We start from the raw sequence: 20,660 nt of genomic DNA, 5'->3' as shown, positions 1-20,660 counted from the left end.
AGCTCTTATGGCCAATATTTTTGACTATCTGAAAGATGTCGCATACGATTCCTTTTACGACTTTCCATTGAATGAGTTAGACATTCTAGCCTTAACAGAAGCTACCTACCTCTCCTTTGATAATCTGGTCTCCACAACTCCTCAGCGACTTTTAGACCTGGCTCCTCAGGTTCCAAGGGATCCCAACATGTTGACCAGCAAAAATCGCCTCCAGCTATTAGATGAACTAGCTCAACACAAACGCTTCAAAAATTGCAAACTCTCCCATTTTATCAATGACATTGATCCTGAATTGCAAAAGCAATTTTCGGCTATGACCTACCGCCTCACTCTCGATACCTATCTGATTGTCTTTCGTGGGACAGATGACAGTATCATTGGCTGGAAGGAAGATTTCCACCTGACCTATATGAAGGAAATTCCTGCTCAAAAGCACGCTCTCCGCTATTTAAAGAACTTTTTTGCCCAACATCCTAAGCAAAAAGTCATTCTGGCTGGGCATTCCAAGGGAGGAAATTTAGCTATCTACGCTGCTAGCCAAATTGAGCAAAGCTTGCAGGATCAAATCACAGCAGTTTATACCTTTGATGCGCCCGGTCTCCACAAAGAACTGACACAAACTGAGGGCTATCAAAGGGTAATGGATAGAACCAAGGTCTTCATTCCACAAGGTTCCATTATCGGTATGATGATGGAAATCCCTAACCACCAAATCATCGTGCACAGTACTGCCTTAGGTGGTATCGCCCAACACGATACCTTTAGTTGGCAGATTGAGGACAAGCACTTCGTCCAACTGGATAAAACCAACAGTGATAGTCAACAAGTTGACACAACCTTCAAAGAATGGGTAGCGACAGTCCCTGACGAAGAACTCCAGCTCTACTTCGATCTCTTCTTTGGCACCATTCTAGATGCTGGCATTAACTCCATCAATGACCTATCTTCCTTCAAAGCTATTGAACACATCCATCATCTCTTTGTCCAAGCTCAATCCCTCACTCCAGAAGAAAGGGAAACCATGGGACGCCTTACCCAATTATTGATTGATACCCGTTACCAAGCATGGAAAAATAGATAGTACCTTTCAAAAATCAAATGTATATAAAACAAAAGACCTAGAATACATACTTTCATGTGTATTCTAAGTCTTTTTTAATAAAATCTGACTACCAAATAATCCCTTTGTAGGCTATCAAAATGAGGACTGATAGCAGGACATAAAAGGCAAGGAAAAGCCATTTCATCTTGACACAGAGCGCTATGTACTCCCGAATAAAAGCAGATGGTATGTAGTAGCCTGCCGTCCTACATCCGAGGCCATCTCCCTTCATATTTAACTTACGCGCATAGGTACTGGTACGAAAAACATGATAGTCATTTGTAACAAAGAGGAATTGAGGTTTGGCTACCAGTTCCTCACCAAGTTCCTTAGAAAAGAGAAGGTTCTCGTAGGTAGTCCTTGATTGATCTTCCAGAATAATCGCATCTTGGGGAACATCTGTCTCTTCAAGAAGATAGTTTGTAATGGCCTGCGCTTCAGAAATCTTCTCATCTCCTCCTTGACCACCACTTGCAATGATTTTGATATGAGGATTCTTAGACTTGTGATAAGCTTCCACTGCCTTATCAATTCTCCTCTTCAGCAAAGGTGTTACCTTTTCTCCGTCTAACAAACCTGCACCATGAATGATAATAAAATCATAATGCTTCTTCTTAGGAATAAAGAGATACAAGATAGAGTACAACATAAAAGCCACAAAAGCAAAACCAAAAATAAAGTAAGAATAAGCAATAAATGCAAATAAAATATTTAGAAAGTGATTGGTGTAAAATAATTCATGTCGTCCTCCCAATCGAAATGACATCAAAGCAAAAAATAGCAAAATGACTATTCCAAGGAGCATGGAGAGATAATTAGCCTTTGAACGTCCCTCTCGCTTCAACAAAATGACCCCATTATAGATTAGAAAGATGCCACTTAGAAAAAGCAAAAAAGGAAGTAAAATAAAGGGAAATATAAAAAAAGCGAAATGAATCTTCTCATACCCATTTTGATAAAAAAGGTAGCCTAGATAAAAATAACTGGAAATGAGGGATAATAAGAATAATACTGGATTCCACAAACTTCTATTATCCTTCCAAAATGACACTATAAAGGCTAATACAATTCCTATAACGAGATACATTTCTTCCTCCTTTAATGATTCTATTTTATCACAATTTTACATAGAGAAAAAGAGGGCATCTATCCCTCTCACTCCTTCATCTGACTCTCTGCATCAGCCACGACTTGTTCTAAACTAGTCTGACCAAGTTCAGCCTCCATAGCCAGCTGGATTCTCTCCAATTTTTGATCCAAAACCTCATGAATATGAGCTCCGACTGGGCAATTTGGATTTGGATTGTCATGGAAACTAAAAAGTTGGCCTGTCTTACCAAGACACTCAACCGCCTGATAAACATCTAAAAGACTAATGTCCTTGAGATCCTTAACAATCTCTGTCCCCCCTGTTCCACGCGCTACTGAAATCAGCTCTGCCTTCTTCAACTGGGACAAGGTTTTTCTGATAATGACAGGGTTAACCCCGACACTAGCAGCCAGAAAATCACTGGTCACCTTGCTTTCCTTCCCCTTGAGGGCAATGATTATCAGCATATGAGTCGCAATGGTAAATCTACTTGGAATTTGCATACTCTTCTCCTTTTTACGAGACATCCCTGTCTCTACTCTTCTTTTTCTATTATTATACCCTTTTTGGTTGTAATGTCAATCGTTACCACTTTTTAACCAGACATCTAATTCACTATCATAGCCCTCTTTCTGGGCCAATTCTCTCAGAAATTCCTGATTGTGGGTATGGTGGATCCCATTGACCAGACTTTCATAGTAAACCTCAAAATAGGGAAGTTTCAGGTCTTTAGCCAGCTGCAATTCAGCTGCCACATCGTAGTCTACCCGTCGGAAGTTCATATCTACCAAGCCCTTGTCATCAAACTCCAAAATCATATACTGAGCTCGCAAGTCCTTCCGTAACTGGGCATCTAGAAAGAAAGGTTGCCCAATCGAACCCGGATTGACAATCAATTGCCCACCAGTCCCGTAACGAAGCAACTGCTGGTGAATATGGCCATAAACAGCAATATCACAAGGAGGATTGGTCACCAAGCGGTCAAAATCCTCTTGCGCTCCAGTATGAATCAACTCTCGCCCCCAGTTCTTATCAGGCAAATGATGACTAATTCCCACCGTCAAATCCCCAAACTGACGATGGATCTGAAGAGGTTGATTGTGGAGCAGTTCAATTTCTTCTAGGGAAATTTCCTCTAAAACATACTGGCACTGGCGTAAGAGATAACGTTGACTAGGACGAGTATTATCCAGTTCCTTACGAGTACCATGCCAGAGACTGTCTTCCCAGTTTCCCAAAACTCTAGCCGTAATCGGTAGTTGATCCAACAAGTCCAAAATCCTTCTACGACCTGTCCCTGGCATGAGAATATCTCCCAGAAGCCAGTATTCATCCACTCCTAGCTGCCGAGCATCTGCCAAAACAGCCTCTAAAGCAGTGGTATTCCCATGAATATCTGAAAGAAGAGCTATCTTTGTCATATTCATCTCCTCATTTTTTCTCTTGCAATAAGTATAACATAAAAAGTCACAGCTAGAGAAATCTAGCTTTTTTTGATATACTAGATAAAGACATTAGACAAGAGGAAGCGAATGACCCCGAATAAAGAAGATTATCTAAAATGTATTTATGAAATCGGCATAGACCTGCATAAAATCACCAACAAGGAAATTGCGGCTCGTATGCAAGTCTCTCCCCCTGCCGTAACTGAAATGATTAAACGGATGAAGAGTGAAAATCTCATCCTCAAGGACAAGGAATGTGGCTATCTACTGACTGACCTCGGCCTCAAACTGGTCTCTGAGCTCTACCGTAAGCATCGCTTGATTGAAGTTTTTCTAGTCCATCATTTAGACTATACGAGTGACCAGATTCACGAGGAAGCTGAGGTATTGGAACACACTGTCTCTGACCTATTCGTGGAGAGACTAGAAAAATTGCTTGGATTCCCCAAGACCTGCCCCCACGGAGGTACTATTCCTGCCAAGGGAGAACTCCTGGTTGAAATCAATAACCTCCCACTAGCTGATATCAAGGAAGCTGGCGCCTACCGCCTGACTCGGGTTCACGATAGTTTTGACATTCTCCATTATCTGGACAAGCACTCACTTCACATCGGTGACCAGCTCCAAGTCCAGCAGTTTGATGGCTTCAGCAATACCTTTACTATCCTCACTAAAAATAAAGATTTACAAGTGAATATGGACATTGCTAAACAACTCTATGTCGAGAAAATCGACTAATTTATCAAGTCCCCTACCAACCCTGAAAGTTTGATTTTCAGGGTTTTATTTCTATCATTTGATTTTACTTTCATTTAGTTGTAGAATATTTGTAAAAAAGAAAGATATTTTAACATATGAAAAAATCACTAAAAATTTTTGCGACATCTAAATGGTTTGACCTCTTTGGGGTTGCTTTGGTCGTTGGAATTGCAATCGCTTCTGGCTATCTTAACTCCCGTCTCGATAAATTCGTAGACTGGGGACCATGGACAGCCCTTGTGCCCTTTGGATTGATTTCCGTAACCAACGTTGGGATTTCCATGTTGTCCACTCGTTTCACTGGGAAATTAAGCAAATGGGGAAATTACTTTGGCATTGTCAATACCATTTTGTCTGGTACCATTGATTATATCCTTGGAAATAAGGCGGCCATTATCACCTATCCTGTCACCTTCCTCATTTATACCTTTGCTATTAAGAAATGGGAAGCTTCGCAAGAAGGCAGACCCAACCAAATGAGTCAGAAACAGCTAAAATTAGCGGCCATTATCATTTCAATCATCGCCTTCCTCTTTGCCTTTGTGACCAACTATATCGGCTATGGGGGTAAGATGAATCTACTTGCCTACGTGACAACTATTGCCTTTGCACTGTCCCTCATTGCCAATGCTTTGAATGCATTGAAACTGACAACTCAGTGGGGCTTTTGGTTGATTTACAATTTTGTGCAGCTGACAAAGGCTGGCATTCAAGGAAACTTTGCCAATATCGGTAAATACATCTTTTATATCCTCAATGCAATCGGAGCTTTATTTGTCTGGAATGATGAAGAGGTGGAACAATAAGAAGGAAATCAAATAAAGAAATCTAACAGAATCTCCTTATTAAAATTTTTTATCATTTTGCTTGTAACTCCCATTCTTTTGGAGTACAATGAAGCTAGATAAAAGAGGGAGGTCTTGTCATGAAAAAACTCTTTAGAATCCATTTTACAGCAATTGCAGTCATCGATTTGCTACTATTTGTATTTTTTAGTACTAGACCCGAAACAGCTTTAGAATGGCTCTTGCTCTCTGGTTTTATTTTCCTCCTTGCTCAAGGACTCCTGCTATTTCGCTTGATTGTCCGACTCAAACATCAATTCGCTGAGATTTATCCTCAAATCAATAAAAAGATTCGCTTCTACTATTTAGGGGTTCTCTCCATTGATTTTCTATTTTTTGTCCTTTTAACCTTCGTTAGTTCTCAGCGTTTTCCCTCTCTTATGCCAATCATCACTGCTTGTCATTCTACTTTATATTATAGGACGGCGGACTACCTAAGAGAAAACTATCTAGACTTTTACAACAAACACATCTCTTTATGGGAGTGCCTCTAAGGAAAAGGAGGCTTTATCATGAAAAAAATCATCTATATCAAAACCATTCAACTCCTTGTCATTGATGGAATTATGCTGGCATTTTTGACATTTAAAGAAGGGCTTACTTGGGATTGGATTTTGATTTATAGCGGTTGGCTCATTTTCTTTCATCCTGTGCTATTGACCTATCTTTCAAACCAACTTTGTGACCACTTTGGTCAACTCTATTCTCAGATTAGACCGAGATTCTGGCGTTTCGCCTTACAAATCCTCCTATGGGATATCTTGATGATTCTCTCCTTGATATGTTTAAGTGGTATGCCACTTCTCCTTCAGGGAACTCTCCTAATTCTAGGCCATCTCATCCCTTCCTACCGCATAAGCCAAAGCCTGAAAAGAGATTTTCCTAAGGCCTATCAAGAACCGATGCCATTTTGGAGTATTTTATGATAGATGAGAAAAACCAAGCCGGCTGGGCTTGGTCTTTCTTATCTATTTTTAGTATCTAGGATAATGGTAACTGGCCCATCATTGACCAGCTCAACCTGCATATCCACTCCAAAGATGCCTGTCTGAACGGGCACTTCTTGCGCTAGTTTTTGATTGAAAGCATCATAGAAATCTGATGCCATATCAGGCTTCGCTGCGCCTGTAAAGGCTGGACGATTGCCTTTCTTAGTATCCGCAAAAAGGGTAAACTGAGAAATAGAAAGGATTTGTCCCTCGATATCTTTAACAGACAGATTCATCTTGCCTTCTGCGTCTGAAAAAATCCGCATATTGACAAGCTTTCTCACGGCATAGTCCAAATCTTCCTCTTGGTCCTCTGGTCCAACACCAACCAGCAATAAGAGCCCTTGCTGAATTTTCCCCTGAACCTGACCTTGAATACTGACTTGGGCTTTTTTAACCCGTTGGATAATGATTTTCATAATCGCCTTTCTAGTAAGAACTCAGACCATTAGCCATTGGTCCGTTTGACAGAGTAAACTTCTGGCACACTCTTAATCTTGTCCACGACCGTAGTCAGTGTAGAGAGGTTGGCAATGCCGAAGGACACATGGATATTAGCAAATTTCATATCCTTGGTTGGTTGTGCGTTGACTGTTGAGATATTTTTGGTTGTGTTTGAAAGAACTTGCAGTACATCGTTCAATAGTCCTGTACGGTTGAGACCATAGATATCGATATGGGCCATATACTCCTTATTTGAGTTTGAGTACTGGTCTTCCCATTCCACATCAAGGAGACGTTGCTCGTAGTTTTCTTGGGCGCGCAGGTTCATACAGTCCACACGGTGAATAGCCACACCACGCCCTTTGGTGATATAGCCGACAATATCATCACCAGGAACTGGATTACAGCATTTGGCAATCCGCACTAGGAGACCTGAGGCACCTTCAATGACCACACCACCCTCATGCTTAACCTTGAGGGTTTCTTTATTTTCAACCTTGACTTCTCCACCTTTGACAAGTTCTTCTGCTTCAGCCTTGGCCTTAGCACGTTCTTCTTCACGGCGTTCCTTTTCAGTCAAACGGTTAAAGACAGTAATTGCACCTATTTCCCCAAAACCAATTGCCGCAAAGAGAGATTCCTCTGTCTTGTAGCTAGTCTTTTGTAGAACTTGATCCATGTGGCGCTTGTCCATGAATTTATTGGCCACATAGCCATTTTCTTGGAACTGAGCCATCAACATTTCACGACCCTTGTTGACAGACAATTCCTTATCTTGATTTTTAAAGAACTGACGAATCTTGTTACGCGCCTTGCTGGTCTTGACCATGTTAAGCCAATCACGGCTTGGCCCAAAGGAGTTGGGGTTGGTGACAATTTCAACCTGATCCCCTGTCTTGAGCTTGGTTGTCAGGGGAACCATACGACCATTGACCTTGGCACCAGTTGCTTTTTCCCCGACTTTTGTATGGATTTCGTAGGCAAAGTCAATCGGTCCTGAATCTTTTGGAAGAGAGCGGACAGCTCCATCTGGGGTAAAGACATAAATCTCCTCAGCCAGATAGTTTTCCTTAACTGAATCGACAAATTCCTTGGCATCATCAGCCTGGTCTTGGAGCTCCATCATCTCCTTGATCCAGTTCATCCCAATAGCTGATTCCTTGCTGTTAACCTGCCCCTTAATGCCTTTCTTATAAGCCCAGTGAGCCGCAACCCCGTACTCAGCCACCTCATGCATGGCCTTGGTCCGAATCTGGAATTCAATCGGCCCTTTTGGCCCATAGACAGTCGTATGGATAGACTGGTAACCATTGGCCTTGCGATTAGCGATGTAGTCTTTAAAGCGACCAGGCATGGGTTTCCAAAGCTCATGAACATAACCAAGCATGGCATAGACATCACTTTGGGTATCCAAAATACAACGAATGGCAATCAGGTCATAGATTTCCTCAAACCGTTTTCTCTTATCCTGCATTTTGCGGAAAATAGAGTAAATATGCTTGGGACGACCGTAAATCTTCCCATTTAGATGACGATCTGTCGTATAGTTTTCTAATTTTGTGACTACCTCATCCACCAATGCTTCACGCTCTCTGCGCTTTTCCTTCATCATATGGGTAATCTTGTAAAACTCCGTTGGATTGAGATAACGGAAAGATAAGTCTTCCAATTCCCATTTGACACTGGAAATCCCCAAACGATGGGCAAGCGGGGCATAGATTTCCATAGTTTCTTTGGAAATGCGCTCCTGCTTGTCTTTTCGGAGGTGTTTAAGCGTCCGCATATTGTGCAAGCGATCTGACAGTTTGACCAAGATAACACGGATGTCCTCAGACATGGCCATGAGCATCTTGCGATGATTTTCCGCTAATTGCTCCTCGATCGATTTGTACTCGACCTTACCAAGCTTGGTAACCCCATCGACGATTACCCGCACATCAGGACCAAACTCTCTTTCCAAATCGTCCAAGGTCGCATCAGTATCTTCCACCACATCATGCAAGAAACCACAAGCTACCGTTACAGCATCCAGCTTGAGTTTGGCTAAAATACCTGCCACTTGGATAGGGTGAATGATATAAGGCTCGCCTGATTTGCGGTATTGACCACTGTGGCAATCCACCGCATAGACCAAGGCTTTATGTACAAAAGCAACATCCTCTTCCGTTAAATATTCTTTGGTTAAAGCGACAACTTCTTCGCCTGTTAAATTCACTTCTTTTGGCATCTCTACTCTCCAATTCTTCCTACCATTTTATCACTTTTTTAATAATATGAAAACTAGAAAAGAGGATTCTAAAGCTTATTCAGTTGTTGGGAAGAAGGATAACATAAGATTCACACTAAAACAACAAATTTATCTAGCTCTTCATCTAACTTTGTTTTGATATTGACTGCGTTAAAAGTTAGTGAAATGAAAATACTTTCTTCTTTTTCAATAAGAAAAGATTTGATATTTTAGTAATTTTCTAACTTTTTTAGTGTATAATAGTAATATGAACAATTTTTTACGATAATTACTAAATTTTCATCTCTCTAGAAAGGCAAATAACATGAATTCATACAAAAGACTGACACTTTTAGCTTTGACTGTTCTTGGCTTATCCAGCCAAGTAGTTTTGGCTGACGATACGAGTCATTTCACTACTAATCCTATCACTAGTTCGACCAGTAGTTCAACTAATATTTCCACTAGCAATTCTACTAGTAGTTCTCAAGCTAGTACAGAAAATTCGTCAAGTATAGCTAGTTCAAGTGAGCAAGAAAGCAAACCTTCTCTTTCCAGGGAAACTAAACCTAATCAACCTATACAAACTGGCTGGGTAAAAGAGGGGAACAAGTGGACGTTTTATAGTCAAACTGGGGTCAAATTTACAGATACCCTCTATGATGGTTATTTCTTTGATAGTCATGGATACTTGCTTGAAAACAGCTGGTACCAAATGGGAAATAATTGGTACTATATCAATGGTTCAGGTAAATATTTATCCAACCAATGGAGCCAAATCAATGGCAAGTGGTATGCTTTTGATGGCTACGGTAGAATGTTGGCCAATGTCTGGAAGGGCGATTACTACCTCAAATCCAGCGGTGCCATGGCAGATAAGGAATGGGTCTACGACCAAAGCTACTCTAGTTGGTTTTACCTCAAATCTGGCGGACGCTACGCCCAAAAACAATGGATTGGTTCCTACTACCTCAAATCTGGTGGCTACATGGCCCACAAGGAATGGATTTATGACCCAGACTATCAAGCTTGGTACTATCTTAAGGACGATGGTGTATATGTCACAGGAACCTATGCAGTGGATGGCAAAAACCAGCTCTTCCAAGGAAATGGAAAATGGGTTCGTGAATTAGCACAAGGTTTTCAAAAAGGACATTACTCTAAAACTATTTTTCTAGATCCAGGACACGGTGGTAAGGATCGAGGTGCTTATTATTATGGCATAGCTGAGAAAGAATTGAACCTACAAGTTTACCGTAAATTACGTAAACGATTAGAAGGTCTAGGCTACACCGTTCTTACCTCTCGAGATAGCGATGTAGATGTTGATTTTATTACCGAACGTTCTCGTATGGTAAACAAGACTAATGCTGACTTTTTCATCAGCCTTCATTTCAATGCAAAAGGAAATGATACAACCGTTAATCTAGGTATACAAACCTATTCTTACAAGGAAGAACCTGGCTTCCCTAGCAAGATTAATAAGGATTGGCATAATAATCCTGATCGGATAAGTGAAAGTAATCGTCTCGCAGCTGATATCCATTCTTCACTTCTAGCCGAGACTGGAGCTAGGGATGCCGGACTTTTGCAAGCAACCTTTGCTGTTCTACGTGAAACAGCTAAACCAGCTGTTTTGCTAGAGATGGGATATATGGATAATCCAGAAGAAAACAAAAAAATCCGTAGTAGTGAATACCAAGATAAACTGGTTGAAGGGATTGTCAAGGGAATTCAAAAATATTACGCAGGAAATTAAAGCAATTTAAGCCTCGAACTCATTCGGGGCTTATTTTTCTTATCCAAACTGTATTCTTCTTTCTAGAATTATTTCCTTTTTATGCTTATTCTCCCCAACTGTGCTATACTTAATTTAGTACATTCTTTGAGATTGGAGCCAATATGAAAATCCATAAAACTGTGAATCCCGTTGCCTATGAAAACACCTATTACCTAGAAGGTGAAAAGCACCTCATCGTTGTCGATCCTGGTAGCCATTGGGAAGCCATTCGTCATACAATCGAGAAGATCAACAAACCGATCTGTGCCATTCTATTGACCCACGCCCATTATGACCATATCATGAGTCTGGACCTAGTTCGCGAAACTTTTGGCAATCCTCCTGTCTATATCGCAGAGAGCGAAGCTAGCTGGCTCTACACTCCTGTCGATAATCTCTCTGGGCTTCCTCGTCACGATGATATGGCAGATGTGGTTGCAAAACCAGCTGAACACACCTTTGTCTTTCATGAGGAATATCAATTAGAGGAATTTCGTTTCACCGTCTTGCCAACACCAGGTCACTCTATCGGCGGCGTTTCTATCGTCTTTCCTGATGCTCACCTAGTCTTGACAGGAGATGCTTTGTTCCGTGAAACTATCGGACGGACCGACCTTCCAACTGGTAGTACGGAGCAACTCCTCCATAGTATCCAAACCCAACTCTTCACCCTACCAAACTACGATGTCTATCCAGGGCATGGTCCAGCTACTACTATCGCTCACGAAAAAACTTTCAATCCCTTTTTCTAGTAAAATGATGACAATCAATTTTGCAATTTAATACTCAATGAAAAACAAATAGCAAACTAGAAAACTAGCCGCAGGTTACTCAAAGCACCGCTTTGAGGTTTCAGATAAAGCTGACGTGGGTGAAGAGATTTTCGAAGAGTATAAGTAAACTATACAGCAAGTCTTTCCATTATAAAAGGCATCCTATCAAGGTTTCACACCTGATTGGATGCCTTTTACTGATTACTTGCTTCTTTGCATTACCAAATAATCACGCGCTCTTCTGGTGAACGCCACATTCCGTCACCTTCTTTGACATCATAGGTTGTAAAGAAATCGTCGAAATTTGGTACTTGTACATTGACACGGAGTTTGGCTGGTGCGTGCACGTCGACGCTAGCCAAAAGTTTCATAAATTCTGGTCGACCTTTCATGCGCCAGATGCGACCGAAGTTGTAGAAGAATTCTTCTGCTGAGAAGTCTGGTTCTCTCTTAGCTGCTTCAAGCGCTGCAGCGATTCCCCCCAAGTCAGCCACGTTTTCTGATACAGTCAATTTACCGTTAATGATTGCTCCATAAGAATCCTGTCCATCAAATTGATCAATAACTTTTTGTGTTTTCTCCTTGAAGGCAGCATAGTCGCTCTCTGTCCACCAATCCTTGAGGCTACCATTTTCATCGAAGGAAGCTCCGTTGGTATCAAAGGCGTGAGAAATTTCATGGGCAATAACCGCCCCAATACCCCCGTAGTTAGCAGAAGATGACTGATGCAAGTCATAGAAAGGAGCCTGTAAAATGGCCGCTGGGAAAACAATCAGATTCTTCTGTGGATTGTAGTAGGCATTGACCATGTGAGCAGGCATGCCCCATTCCTTGTAATCTACAGTCTGGTTCCATTTACTCCAACTATGCTTGATTTCCACACGCGCAAAGGCTAGAGCATTGTCAAAAAGACTAGCAGTCTCATCCACTACCTTGTCCTTGTAGCGTTCTGGCAATTCTTCTGGGTAACCGATATAAGGCTTAATGACATTGAGTTTGACGATGGCCTTGTCACGAGTTTCAGGAGTCAGCCAGTCATTTTTAGCCAAGCGTTCCTTATAGACATCAATCATAGTTGCCACTTTTTTCTCTACATCTGCCTTAGCTTCTGGAGAGAATTTTTCATGGGCATACCAGAGACCCAAAGCTTGTTTGAAAGGACCTTGTGCTAGCTGGTAGGCTGCTTTGACCTTGTCTTTGGCTTCTGGAACTCCTGAAAGCGCACGGCTATAGGCACCTGACAAGACACGGATTTCTTCTGTTAAATAGCTGGTTGAGAGATTGACAACACTCAAAATTAAGGTTGCCTTGAGGAGAGGCCAGGCTTCTTCACTATAGAACTGGTCTGCTGCTTGCCAGAAACGTTCCTCGTCTACAATAACCTTGTCTGGTACTTGTCCAAGAACGGTTTGGAAGAAATCATCCAAAGGTAGGGCAGGTGCGAATTTTTTGAAATCTTCATAAGAATATGGATGGTAAAGTTTAGCATATTCTGAACTTTCTTCATTAGAGAGCACCACTGCCGCAATTCGGCGGTCCAATTCTAGTCTTTTCTCAAGCAAGTCTTCAATGTCTACATCAGAGAAATCATAAGCCTTGAGGAGATTGGCGCTGCTTTCTTTCCAAAGAGTCAAGAGCTCTTCGCGCTGAGGATGGTCTTCTGCATAGTAGGTCGTATCTGGCAAAATCGTGCTTGGAGCGCTAGCCCACAAAACGTTGATTCTGGCATCCATAAAGTCTGGCGATACACCAAAAGGAAGGAAATTAGGTTTTCCTGCAAGCTCAAACTCTGCTAGTTTAGCTGTAAAATCCGCAAAAGTCTCCAATTCTTGGAATTCTTTAAGGAGCGGTAAGACAGGTGTGATACCGTCAGCTTCTCTCTTGTCAAAATCACGAACTAGACGGTGGTATTTGACAAAGTTTGCCAAGATAGCATCCTCAGGCACCTCTTGACCTGCCAACCACTTGTCTGTTGTCGCCAACATCAAGTCTTCAATTTCCTGGTCTAAATCAACAAAACCTCCCGTTTGAGACTTATCTGCTGGTATTTCAGCTGTCTTCTGCCATTCTCCATTAATGGCATCATAAAAATCGTCTTGATAACGTGTCATCTTGTTCTCGCTTTCATTTATACTTGTTTTTAGCTTAACAAAAATTACCCAGGAATGCAATTAAAAATGAACTTTCCTTTTCCATCATTTTTCAGTTAATATTTTAATTTTTTTAAAAATTAACTTGACTTAATTTTTTTTTTAAGGTATATTAAGAGGCAGGAGGAATATAAGTTTATGATACGTATTGAAAACCTCAGTGTCTCCTACAAAGAAACGTTGGCACTTAAGGATATTTCACTAGTGCTCCATGGACCAACAATTACCGGTATCATTGGTCCGAACGGTGCTGGAAAATCAACATTATTAAAAGGTATGCTGGGAATTATCCCACATCAAGGTCAGGCATTTCTCGATGACAAGGAAGTTAAAAAATCCTTACACCGAATCGCCTATGTCGAACAAAAAATCAATATCGACTACAACTTTCCCATCAAGGTCAAGGAATGTGTCTCGCTAGGACTATTTCCTTCTATTCCTCTCTTTCGCAGTTTAAATGCTAAACATTGGAAAAAAGTAGAGGAAGCCCTTGAAATCGTCGGCCTAGCTGACTACGCTGAACGTCAAATCAGTCAACTGTCTGGAGGTCAATTCCAGCGGGTCTTGATTGCCAGATGTTTGGTGCAGGAAGCCGATTATATCCTCTTGGATGAACCCTTTGTTGGGATTGACTCTGTCAGTGAGGAAATCATCATGAATACGCTGAGAGATTTGAAAAAAGCTGGTAAGACGGTTCTCATCGTTCACCACGACCTCAGCAAGGTTTCCCACTACTTCGATCAAGTCTTACTTGTCAATCGAGAAGTGATTGCCTTTGGTCCAACCAAAGAAACCTTTACCGAAGCCAATCTCAAAGAAGCTTACGGTAATCGACTCTTTTTCAATGGAGGTGACCTATGATTGCAGAATTTATCGATGGATTGCAAAAATTCCATTTCCTACAAAATGCCTTGATAACAGCTATTGTCGTCGGGGTCGTAGCTGGAGCTGTGGGATGTTTCATCATTCTACGTGGGATGTCACTCATGGGAGATGCTATTTCACATGCTGTCTTACCAGGTGTAGCCCTCTCCTTCATCTTAGGCGTTGACTTCTTTATCGGAGCCATTGTCTTTGGATTGCTAGCTGCTATCATCATTACCTACATCAAGGGGAACTCGATTATCAAAAGCGATACCGCCATCGGCATTACCTTTTCTTCTTTCTTAGCCCTCGGTATCATCTTGATTAGTGTCGCTAAAAGTTCAACTGACCTTTTCCATATCCTTTTTGGTAATATTCTAGCCGTCCAAGATACGGATATGTTTATCACTATGGGCGTAGGGGCGGTCATTCTCTTGTTAATCTGGATTTTCTTCAAGCAACTCTTGATAACTTCCTTTGATGAACTTCTGGCTAAAGCCATGGGAATGCCTGTCAATTTCTATCACTACCTCCTCATGATACTCCTGACTCTCGTGTCTGTGACAGCCATGCAAAGTGTTGGAACTATCCTGATTGTAGCCATGCTGATTACCCCAGCTGCAACTGCTTATCTGTATGCTAATAGCCTGAAAAGTATGATTTTCCTTTCCTCAACCTTTGGAGCTACAGCTTCAGTTTTGGGACTCTTTATTGGCTATAGTTTAAACTTAGCAGCTGGTTCTAGCATCGTACTTACAGCTGCTAGCTTCTTCTTAATCAGTTTCTTTATCTCTCCTAAACAACGATATTTGAAACTGAAAAATAAACATTTGTTAAAATAAGGGGCAAAACCCCAATAAATTGGAGGATCTAATGAAAAAATTAGGTACATTACTCGTTCTCTTTCTTTCCGTTATTGCTCTTGTAGCATGTGCTAGCGGAAAAAAAGATGCAGCTTCTGGTCAAAAACTAAAAGTTGTTGCTACAAACTCAATCATCGCTGATATTACTAAAAATATTGCTGGTGACAAGATTGATCTTCACAGTATCGTTCCGATTGGACAAGACCCACACGAATACGAACCACTCCCTGAAGATGTTAAGAAAACTTCTGAGGCTGACCTCATTTTCTATAACGGTATCAACCTTGAAACAGGTGGCAATGCTTGGTTTAGCAAATTGGTAGAAAATGCTAAGAAAACTGAAAACAAAGACTACTTTGCAGTCAGCGAAGGCGTTGATGTTATCTACCTTGAAGGAAAAAATGAAAAAGGTAAAGAAGACCCACACGCTTGGCTTAACCTTGAAAATGGAATTATCTTTGCTAAAAATATCGCCAAACAATTGAGCGCTAAAGATCCTAACAACAAGGAATTCTATGAAAAAAATCTCAAAGAATATACTGATAAGTTAGACAAACTTGATAAAGAAAGTAAGGATAAATTTAATAACATCCCTGCTGAAAAGAAACTCATTGTAACCAGCGAAGGAGCATTCAAATACTTCTCTAAAGCCTATGGTGTCCCAAGTGCCTACATCTGGGAAATCAATACTGAAGAAGAAGGAACACCTGAACAAATCAAGACCTTGGTTGAAAAACTTCGCCAAACAAAAGTTCCATCACTCTTTGTAGAATCAAGTGTAGATGACCGTCCAATGAAGACTGTCTCACAAGATACAAATATCCCAATCTACGCACAAATCTTTACTGACTCTATCGCAGAACAAGGTAAAGAAGGCGACAGCTACTACAACATGATGAAATACAACCTTGACAAGATTGCTGAAGGATTGGCAAAATAATCCTATGAAAAACGTCATTCTCACATGTGAGCTGGCGTTTTTTCTATGCCTACATTTCCAGTCAAATCATTGGAAAATTCCGACTGTTTCAGCTAAAATGGAAGAAAAAAGATTGGAGTATCCTATGGTAACTTTTCTCGGAAATCCTGTGAGCTTTACAGGTAAACAACTACAAGTCGGCGACAAGGCGCTTGATTTTTCTCTCACTACAACAGACCTTTCTAAAAAATCTCTGGCCGATTTTGACGGTAAGAAAAAAGTCTTGAGTGTCGTGCCTTCTATCGATACAGGCATCTGCTCAACTCAAACGCGTCGCTTTAATGAAGAGCTGGCTGGACTGGACAACACGGTCGTATTGACTGTTTCCATGGACCTACCTTTTGCTCAAAAACGTTGGTGTGGTGCTGAGGGCATTGAAAATGCCATCATGCTCTCAGACTATTTCGACCATTCCTTTGGGCGTGATTATGCCCTCTTAATCAATGAGTGGCACCTATTGGCACGCGCAGTCTTTGTCCTCGATACTGACAATACGATTCGCTACGTTGAATACGTGGACAATATCAACTCTGAACCAAACTTCGAAGCCGCAATTGCAGCTGCTAAAGCCCTATAGAAAAAATCCTCTGTCACAAAGAGTTCCCTACTCTTTGAAACGGAGGATTTTTCTTATTCTTTAATTATTATTTATTTTGAAATGAATCCTTCAAAATCTTTTAGTTGAAAATCATATTTTTCAGTGAGCAACACATTATCCACTGCAACATCTTCTCCCAATGGGTAAATATTTCTTTTGAAACGGTTGTAGGAGGAAAATCTCTCCTACACTATTATTGACTCTGATAGAAAATTGCAAAATATCATCTACCAAACTTTCAATTATTAAGATTTTTTACAGTTTATCTGAATTAGAATCGCAAGGCTTATCAATAATATAATTGTCGAATTTTTTCAATCTAACTTCCTCTCCACTATTTCTTCCTTTATCAAGAAAAAGTTACCTCAATATTAATAAAGTACAATTCTAAATTAACTCCAATTATTGATTCATGATAATATTTCAGTAACTCATCGTGCAATTAAAAACAAGGATTTTTATTTCAGACGATCCATCGTGAACACTTCATCAGCCATCTCCCAAATTGCCGGATTATGTGTTGCGATAATGATTAGCCTATTATCATCTCGAAGAGATAGCAAAATCTCCATAATCAACTGAGAGGTTGCGGGGTCTATTGAAGCTGTTGGCTCATCTGCCAGAATAAAGGGTGGATTCTTTAAGATAACTTTTGCCAAGGCAACCCGTTGCGATTCTCCGCCCGATAACTCAAAGATGCGCTTATCTAGGTCAAGATAAGCCAGGCCGACCTGTTCTAAAGCCTGCTTCTGCCTCAACCGCTGTTCCGACCGACTCAACTTTTGACCAATGAGACCTAGCTTAAGGTTTTCTTCAATACTTTGGTTTTCAATTAAGCCAAAGTTCTGGAAGAGGTAGCCCAATTCGTGACGGAAAAAATCACTCGATTTATACTTGGCCAAGTCTTTACCTCGGTAAAAAATCGTGCCATCATAAGATTCTAATTTCCCAATCATGTTCATCAAGGTTGTTTTTCCGCTACCACTTGAACCAATTAAGGCATAGACTTTTCCAGCCTCAAATGTTATTGAAAGATTCGAAAATAACTCTCGTTCTCCAAAAGATTTACTCACCTGTTTAAGTTCAATCATATTAACCTCCCTTCAAAACAAGCATGGACATCTTGTTTTCTTTCTGCATTTGGACATGTAACTGTAAAAGAGATAGACCAGTAAAGAGTAACGAGACTAAGAAAGCAACTACTATCTCTACCATAAGAAATACACTCGCAATAAATCCCAGTAAAAACACACCCAGTTGAGCAAAGAGATAAGTGCGATGGATTTCTAAGAACCTGAGACCTGCAATGCGTTTGATAAAAATGGCACGTCTAAATTCTTCAAAGTAGAGCCTATTCATAGTGTTAAACAACAAGATTGAAGTTGCAATCCCAAGCACAGCTCCTGCTAGCATTACCCAACGTTCCCTCTGGATATTATCCAATAATGTGATGTAGTTGTGGTAACCTGTTTGCATTTCTGAGACCCAATTTTCAATGCCTTGTCTCTGGATAAGCTCCTGGGCATCAGACAATTGATTAAAGAGAACGTAGTTCTGTACTGCGTCTACCCAAAACAAAATGGACTGTGGACCAGTTGATTGGGGTGTTATAACAATGATGATTGGATCTTTCAAAAACTGCTGGTAAGAAATAGGGGTCGTATTATACACAAAACGATCCTGACCTGATTCCAAATAACCTACCGTAGCAGTCATTTGCTGTCGTTCATCTCGACTAGACATGCGACTGGTTAAGTCGTCTTCAAAAACAGATTTATAATGTTCTTCCTCTGAACGGAGGTGTTCAGGCAACAATAAGACAAACTCCCCTACATCAAGGTGATTCATCTTTTGCTCAATAGTTGTATCTACAGGAATGTTTTGACGCTCCAAGTATTGCGGTGTGACGATAAGGACATTGCCATTCGGGCTGTAATCGTGCCATTCTGTAGAGGTTGTCAAGTTTTTGGAGGAAGCCATGCCATTTTGCAAAGAACGGTCAATTAACTGGTGTCTAGATAAGAAAGCCTTTTTTTCTGAAACAGCCAGATCCATCAATTGATACCAAGTTCTGAGTTTCCTTTGAGCTTGTTCATCAAAACCAGGACTCGTTCCTTCACGGCTGAATGATAGGGTAATCAGTTGCCTTTCCTGGCTCCAAGCCTCTTGTCCAATCCGATGCTGTTGCCAGGCTTGGGAATACTTTAAGCTACTCCCTATTCCCAGCGTTACAATAATAATCGCTAATAGTTGACCGATTAAAATCAAACTAATGATTCCTCTGACAGGCACTTGCCCTTTTATAATCTGCATCAGGTGTATCTTTTTTATCCCAACTGCGAAGAGTTGAGCGAAAAACAGGGAGATCGACAACAAGATGAGATTATAACTGAGCAAGCCTTCTCCTATGGTCATTAGGGATTGCGTTGGAAGCGACAGAATTTTTTGTATAAGAATGGCGAGCACGCCAGCTAAACTGAAACCAACAGCTATCCCTTTCAAATCCTCACCAACTGGTCTAAGGAAAATGGACCACCGTTTCTCTCCTGAAATGAGGCGAACGCCCGACGACCGTAATTGGCTAATTTGACTAATTAAAGTCAGTGCTCCAAAGGTTAAGATGAAAATCAATAAACTGATTAACTGAAATCCGTTACTAAAGATAGCCATTAACGTAGATAGTTTAGATGGAATTATCAGGTGCATGTTAGTCAAGCCAAGTTGACTTAGCTCCTCCCTTAGCAAGTGAATATCTAGGTTTCCATCGAATACAAAATAGTTTGTTTCAACACTACTACTTTGAGCATCTTCTAGATTTTTTTCCTGAAGCCCATCAGGCAACTTTCCGTCCCCAAAGGTCGTATAAGAAAAAACTGTAGTACCTTCTGAGTTAAGATCTTGGTGTTGAATCGCAATAAAGCTATCCGTTTCTTCTGCTAGTTTTTCCAAGCGTGTAGCAACATGCTGAAAAGTTGTTTCAGGGGAAGAATCACGTACAACAACGTTGGGGTAATAATTGGAGACATATGTATCAGTCCAAATGGTAAATACCCAAACAAAGAACAAACTAGCAAGCAGGTTGGATATGAGTATAAATAATTTTTTCATAGTGCATTCCTTATTCTAAAATAGAGGGCAGAAATACCCCTTCCCTCTATAAACTAACAAGCTTACTAAACTATTGATAAAAGAATCTTCTTCAATTATTCTTTACCATCCCGCATCAAATGTAACTTGCTCCCCAAAATTTGTATTAACAAACGCATAGGCCGCACTACGTGCTCCTGCATAAGCTGTTTTTTGATTGTCACGTCCATTACTTCCGACATAGGCCCAGTGATACTCTGAATCATGATAATAATTCGAAAATGCTCCCCAATTATTTGGATCATGATAGCCTCCATAGGTCCACTCGCCACCACGGTGAGAAGCTGCCAAAACAGGAAGAGCCAAACTAAATGCCAAAACGGCAAGGGATGATGCAACTACTTTTCTAAAGTTTAACATATTATTACTCCTCTAAATGAAATATTATGAAAATGAGCGAAATGCAACTACATATTTTAATTAGAAATCTCAGTCTGAATTATAGTATCCTATTTTTTCCTCCTTTCTAACTGCACGTTCCTTCCTACAGGCAGAGACCTAATTTTATAAACTAATCTTAAATACTTTAGATTCTGTAACTCATAATTTTCAACAGTTGGTTAGCTATGAAAGCATTTTATCAAACATCTCCATTCTTATATCTA

The 20,660-nt window shown here is 40.6% G+C and carries 20 protein-coding genes and 1 pseudogene; 11 read left to right on the top strand and 10 right to left on the bottom strand.

Annotated elements, in window-relative coordinates; translation table 11 throughout:
* Positions 1-7: 7 nt before the first annotated feature.
* Positions 8-1,081, top strand: coding sequence for a DUF2974 domain-containing protein (locus tag HT734_RS04610; protein ID WP_173277952.1), 1,074 nt, complete (start codon positions 8-10; stop codon positions 1,079-1,081).
* An 88-nt stretch (positions 1,082-1,169) separates the two neighbouring features.
* On the opposite strand, the gene HT734_RS04605 is transcribed toward HT734_RS04610, so the two are convergent.
* The 3 genes from HT734_RS04605 to HT734_RS04595 form a co-directional block, all read right to left on the bottom strand.
* A complete protein-coding gene (locus HT734_RS04605) occupies positions 1,170-2,189 on the bottom strand; it encodes a YdcF family protein (RefSeq protein ID WP_173277950.1) in 1,020 nt (339 codons plus the stop codon).
* A gap of 68 nt (positions 2,190-2,257) precedes the next feature.
* Positions 2,258-2,695 carry an Rrf2 family transcriptional regulator gene (locus HT734_RS04600; RefSeq protein WP_141230719.1) on the bottom strand — a complete coding sequence of 146 codons (438 nt, stop codon included), beginning with the start codon at positions 2,693-2,695 and terminating at the stop codon, positions 2,258-2,260.
* Positions 2,696-2,770: 75 nt separating this feature from the next.
* Positions 2,771-3,613 (bottom strand): metallophosphoesterase family protein, encoded by an 843-nt coding sequence (locus tag HT734_RS04595; RefSeq protein ID WP_173277948.1) that lies wholly within the window; start codon positions 3,611-3,613, stop codon positions 2,771-2,773.
* A 111-nt stretch (positions 3,614-3,724) separates the two neighbouring features.
* Here HT734_RS04595 and HT734_RS04590 point away from each other — a divergent pair, with 111 nt between their 5' ends.
* The 4 genes from HT734_RS04590 to HT734_RS04575 all read left to right on the top strand — a co-directional run bounded on the left by HT734_RS04590 (position 3,725) and on the right by HT734_RS04575 (position 6,167).
* Positions 3,725-4,375 carry a metal-dependent transcriptional regulator gene (locus HT734_RS04590; RefSeq protein ID WP_173277946.1) on the top strand — a complete coding sequence of 217 codons (651 nt, stop codon included), beginning with the start codon at positions 3,725-3,727 and terminating at the stop codon, positions 4,373-4,375.
* Between the two features lie 116 nt (positions 4,376-4,491).
* Positions 4,492-5,202, top strand: a complete 711-nt coding sequence (locus HT734_RS04585; protein WP_173277945.1) for a nicotinamide mononucleotide transporter — start codon at positions 4,492-4,494, stop codon at positions 5,200-5,202.
* Between the two features lie 119 nt (positions 5,203-5,321).
* Entirely contained in the window at positions 5,322-5,735 is a 414-nt protein-coding gene (locus HT734_RS04580) for a hypothetical protein (RefSeq protein WP_173277943.1), read from the top strand.
* An 18-nt stretch (positions 5,736-5,753) separates the two neighbouring features.
* The gene (locus HT734_RS04575; protein ID WP_173277941.1) at positions 5,754-6,167 is read left to right on the top strand and encodes a hypothetical protein; all 414 of its coding nucleotides are present in this window, start codon (positions 5,754-5,756) and stop codon (positions 6,165-6,167) included.
* A gap of 38 nt (positions 6,168-6,205) precedes the next feature.
* On the opposite strand, the gene dtd is transcribed toward HT734_RS04575, so the two are convergent.
* Positions 6,206-6,649 (bottom strand): D-aminoacyl-tRNA deacylase, encoded by a 444-nt coding sequence (gene dtd / locus HT734_RS04570; RefSeq protein ID WP_173277939.1) that lies wholly within the window; start codon positions 6,647-6,649, stop codon positions 6,206-6,208.
* A 29-nt stretch (positions 6,650-6,678) separates the two neighbouring features.
* Positions 6,679-8,901 (bottom strand): bifunctional (p)ppGpp synthetase/guanosine-3',5'-bis(diphosphate) 3'-pyrophosphohydrolase, encoded by a 2,223-nt coding sequence (locus HT734_RS04565; RefSeq protein ID WP_140860124.1) that lies wholly within the window; start codon positions 8,899-8,901, stop codon positions 6,679-6,681.
* 325 nt (positions 8,902-9,226) lie between these two features.
* Here HT734_RS04565 and HT734_RS04560 point away from each other — a divergent pair, with 325 nt between their 5' ends.
* Both HT734_RS04560 and HT734_RS04555 read left to right on the top strand, forming a co-directional pair.
* Positions 9,227-10,660, top strand: a complete 1,434-nt coding sequence (locus tag HT734_RS04560; protein ID WP_140834544.1) for an N-acetylmuramoyl-L-alanine amidase — start codon at positions 9,227-9,229, stop codon at positions 10,658-10,660.
* A 143-nt stretch (positions 10,661-10,803) separates the two neighbouring features.
* Positions 10,804-11,433, top strand: coding sequence for an MBL fold metallo-hydrolase (locus HT734_RS04555; protein WP_173277938.1), 630 nt, complete (start codon positions 10,804-10,806; stop codon positions 11,431-11,433).
* 239 nt (positions 11,434-11,672) lie between these two features.
* Here HT734_RS04555 and pepO read toward each other — a convergent pair whose 3' ends face one another.
* Positions 11,673-13,565, bottom strand: coding sequence for an endopeptidase PepO (gene pepO, locus HT734_RS04550; RefSeq protein WP_173277936.1), 1,893 nt, complete (start codon positions 13,563-13,565; stop codon positions 11,673-11,675).
* A gap of 177 nt (positions 13,566-13,742) precedes the next feature.
* On the opposite strand from pepO, the gene HT734_RS04545 reads away from it, so the two are divergent.
* From HT734_RS04545 to tpx, 4 genes are all read left to right on the top strand, one after another.
* Positions 13,743-14,465 carry a metal ABC transporter ATP-binding protein gene (locus HT734_RS04545; RefSeq protein WP_033686841.1) on the top strand — a complete coding sequence of 241 codons (723 nt, stop codon included), beginning with the start codon at positions 13,743-13,745 and terminating at the stop codon, positions 14,463-14,465.
* Positions 14,462-15,310 (top strand): metal ABC transporter permease, encoded by an 849-nt coding sequence (locus tag HT734_RS04540; protein WP_000559791.1) that lies wholly within the window; start codon positions 14,462-14,464, stop codon positions 15,308-15,310. The genes HT734_RS04545 and HT734_RS04540 overlap by 4 nt, the downstream gene beginning before the upstream one ends.
* A 31-nt stretch (positions 15,311-15,341) precedes the next feature.
* The gene (gene psaA, locus HT734_RS04535; protein ID WP_000733069.1) at positions 15,342-16,271 is read left to right on the top strand and encodes a metal ABC transporter substrate-binding lipoprotein/adhesin PsaA; all 930 of its coding nucleotides are present in this window, start codon (positions 15,342-15,344) and stop codon (positions 16,269-16,271) included.
* A 124-nt stretch (positions 16,272-16,395) separates the two neighbouring features.
* Positions 16,396-16,887, top strand: coding sequence for a thiol peroxidase (gene tpx / locus HT734_RS04530; RefSeq protein WP_000256026.1), 492 nt, complete (start codon positions 16,396-16,398; stop codon positions 16,885-16,887).
* 180 nt (positions 16,888-17,067) lie between these two features.
* Here the strand turns inward: tpx and HT734_RS04525 are convergent.
* The 4 genes and pseudogenes from HT734_RS04525 to HT734_RS04510 all read right to left on the bottom strand — a co-directional run.
* Positions 17,068-17,226: pseudogene (locus tag HT734_RS04525) on the bottom strand (competence protein ComA); the annotation flags it as partial.
* Between the two features lie 140 nt (positions 17,227-17,366).
* A complete protein-coding gene (locus HT734_RS04520) occupies positions 17,367-17,999 on the bottom strand; it encodes an ABC transporter ATP-binding protein (RefSeq protein ID WP_173277934.1) in 633 nt (210 codons plus the stop codon).
* A 1-nt stretch (position 18,000) separates the two neighbouring features.
* Positions 18,001-20,016: a DUF1430 domain-containing protein gene (locus HT734_RS04515; protein WP_173277932.1), complete on the bottom strand. Its 2,016-nt coding sequence runs from the start codon at positions 20,014-20,016 to the stop codon at positions 18,001-18,003.
* 102 nt (positions 20,017-20,118) lie between these two features.
* Positions 20,119-20,415, bottom strand: a complete 297-nt coding sequence (locus tag HT734_RS04510; RefSeq protein WP_173277930.1) for a lactococcin 972 family bacteriocin — start codon at positions 20,413-20,415, stop codon at positions 20,119-20,121.
* Positions 20,416-20,660: the final 245 nt, after the last annotated feature.

It is taken from the genome of Streptococcus sp. k-90 (assembly GCF_013277565.1).
In the GTDB taxonomy this organism is placed as follows: domain Bacteria; phylum Bacillota; class Bacilli; order Lactobacillales; family Streptococcaceae; genus Streptococcus.
Note: the sequence above shows the minus strand (reverse complement) of the source record. Positions and strands in the feature narration are given on the sequence as shown.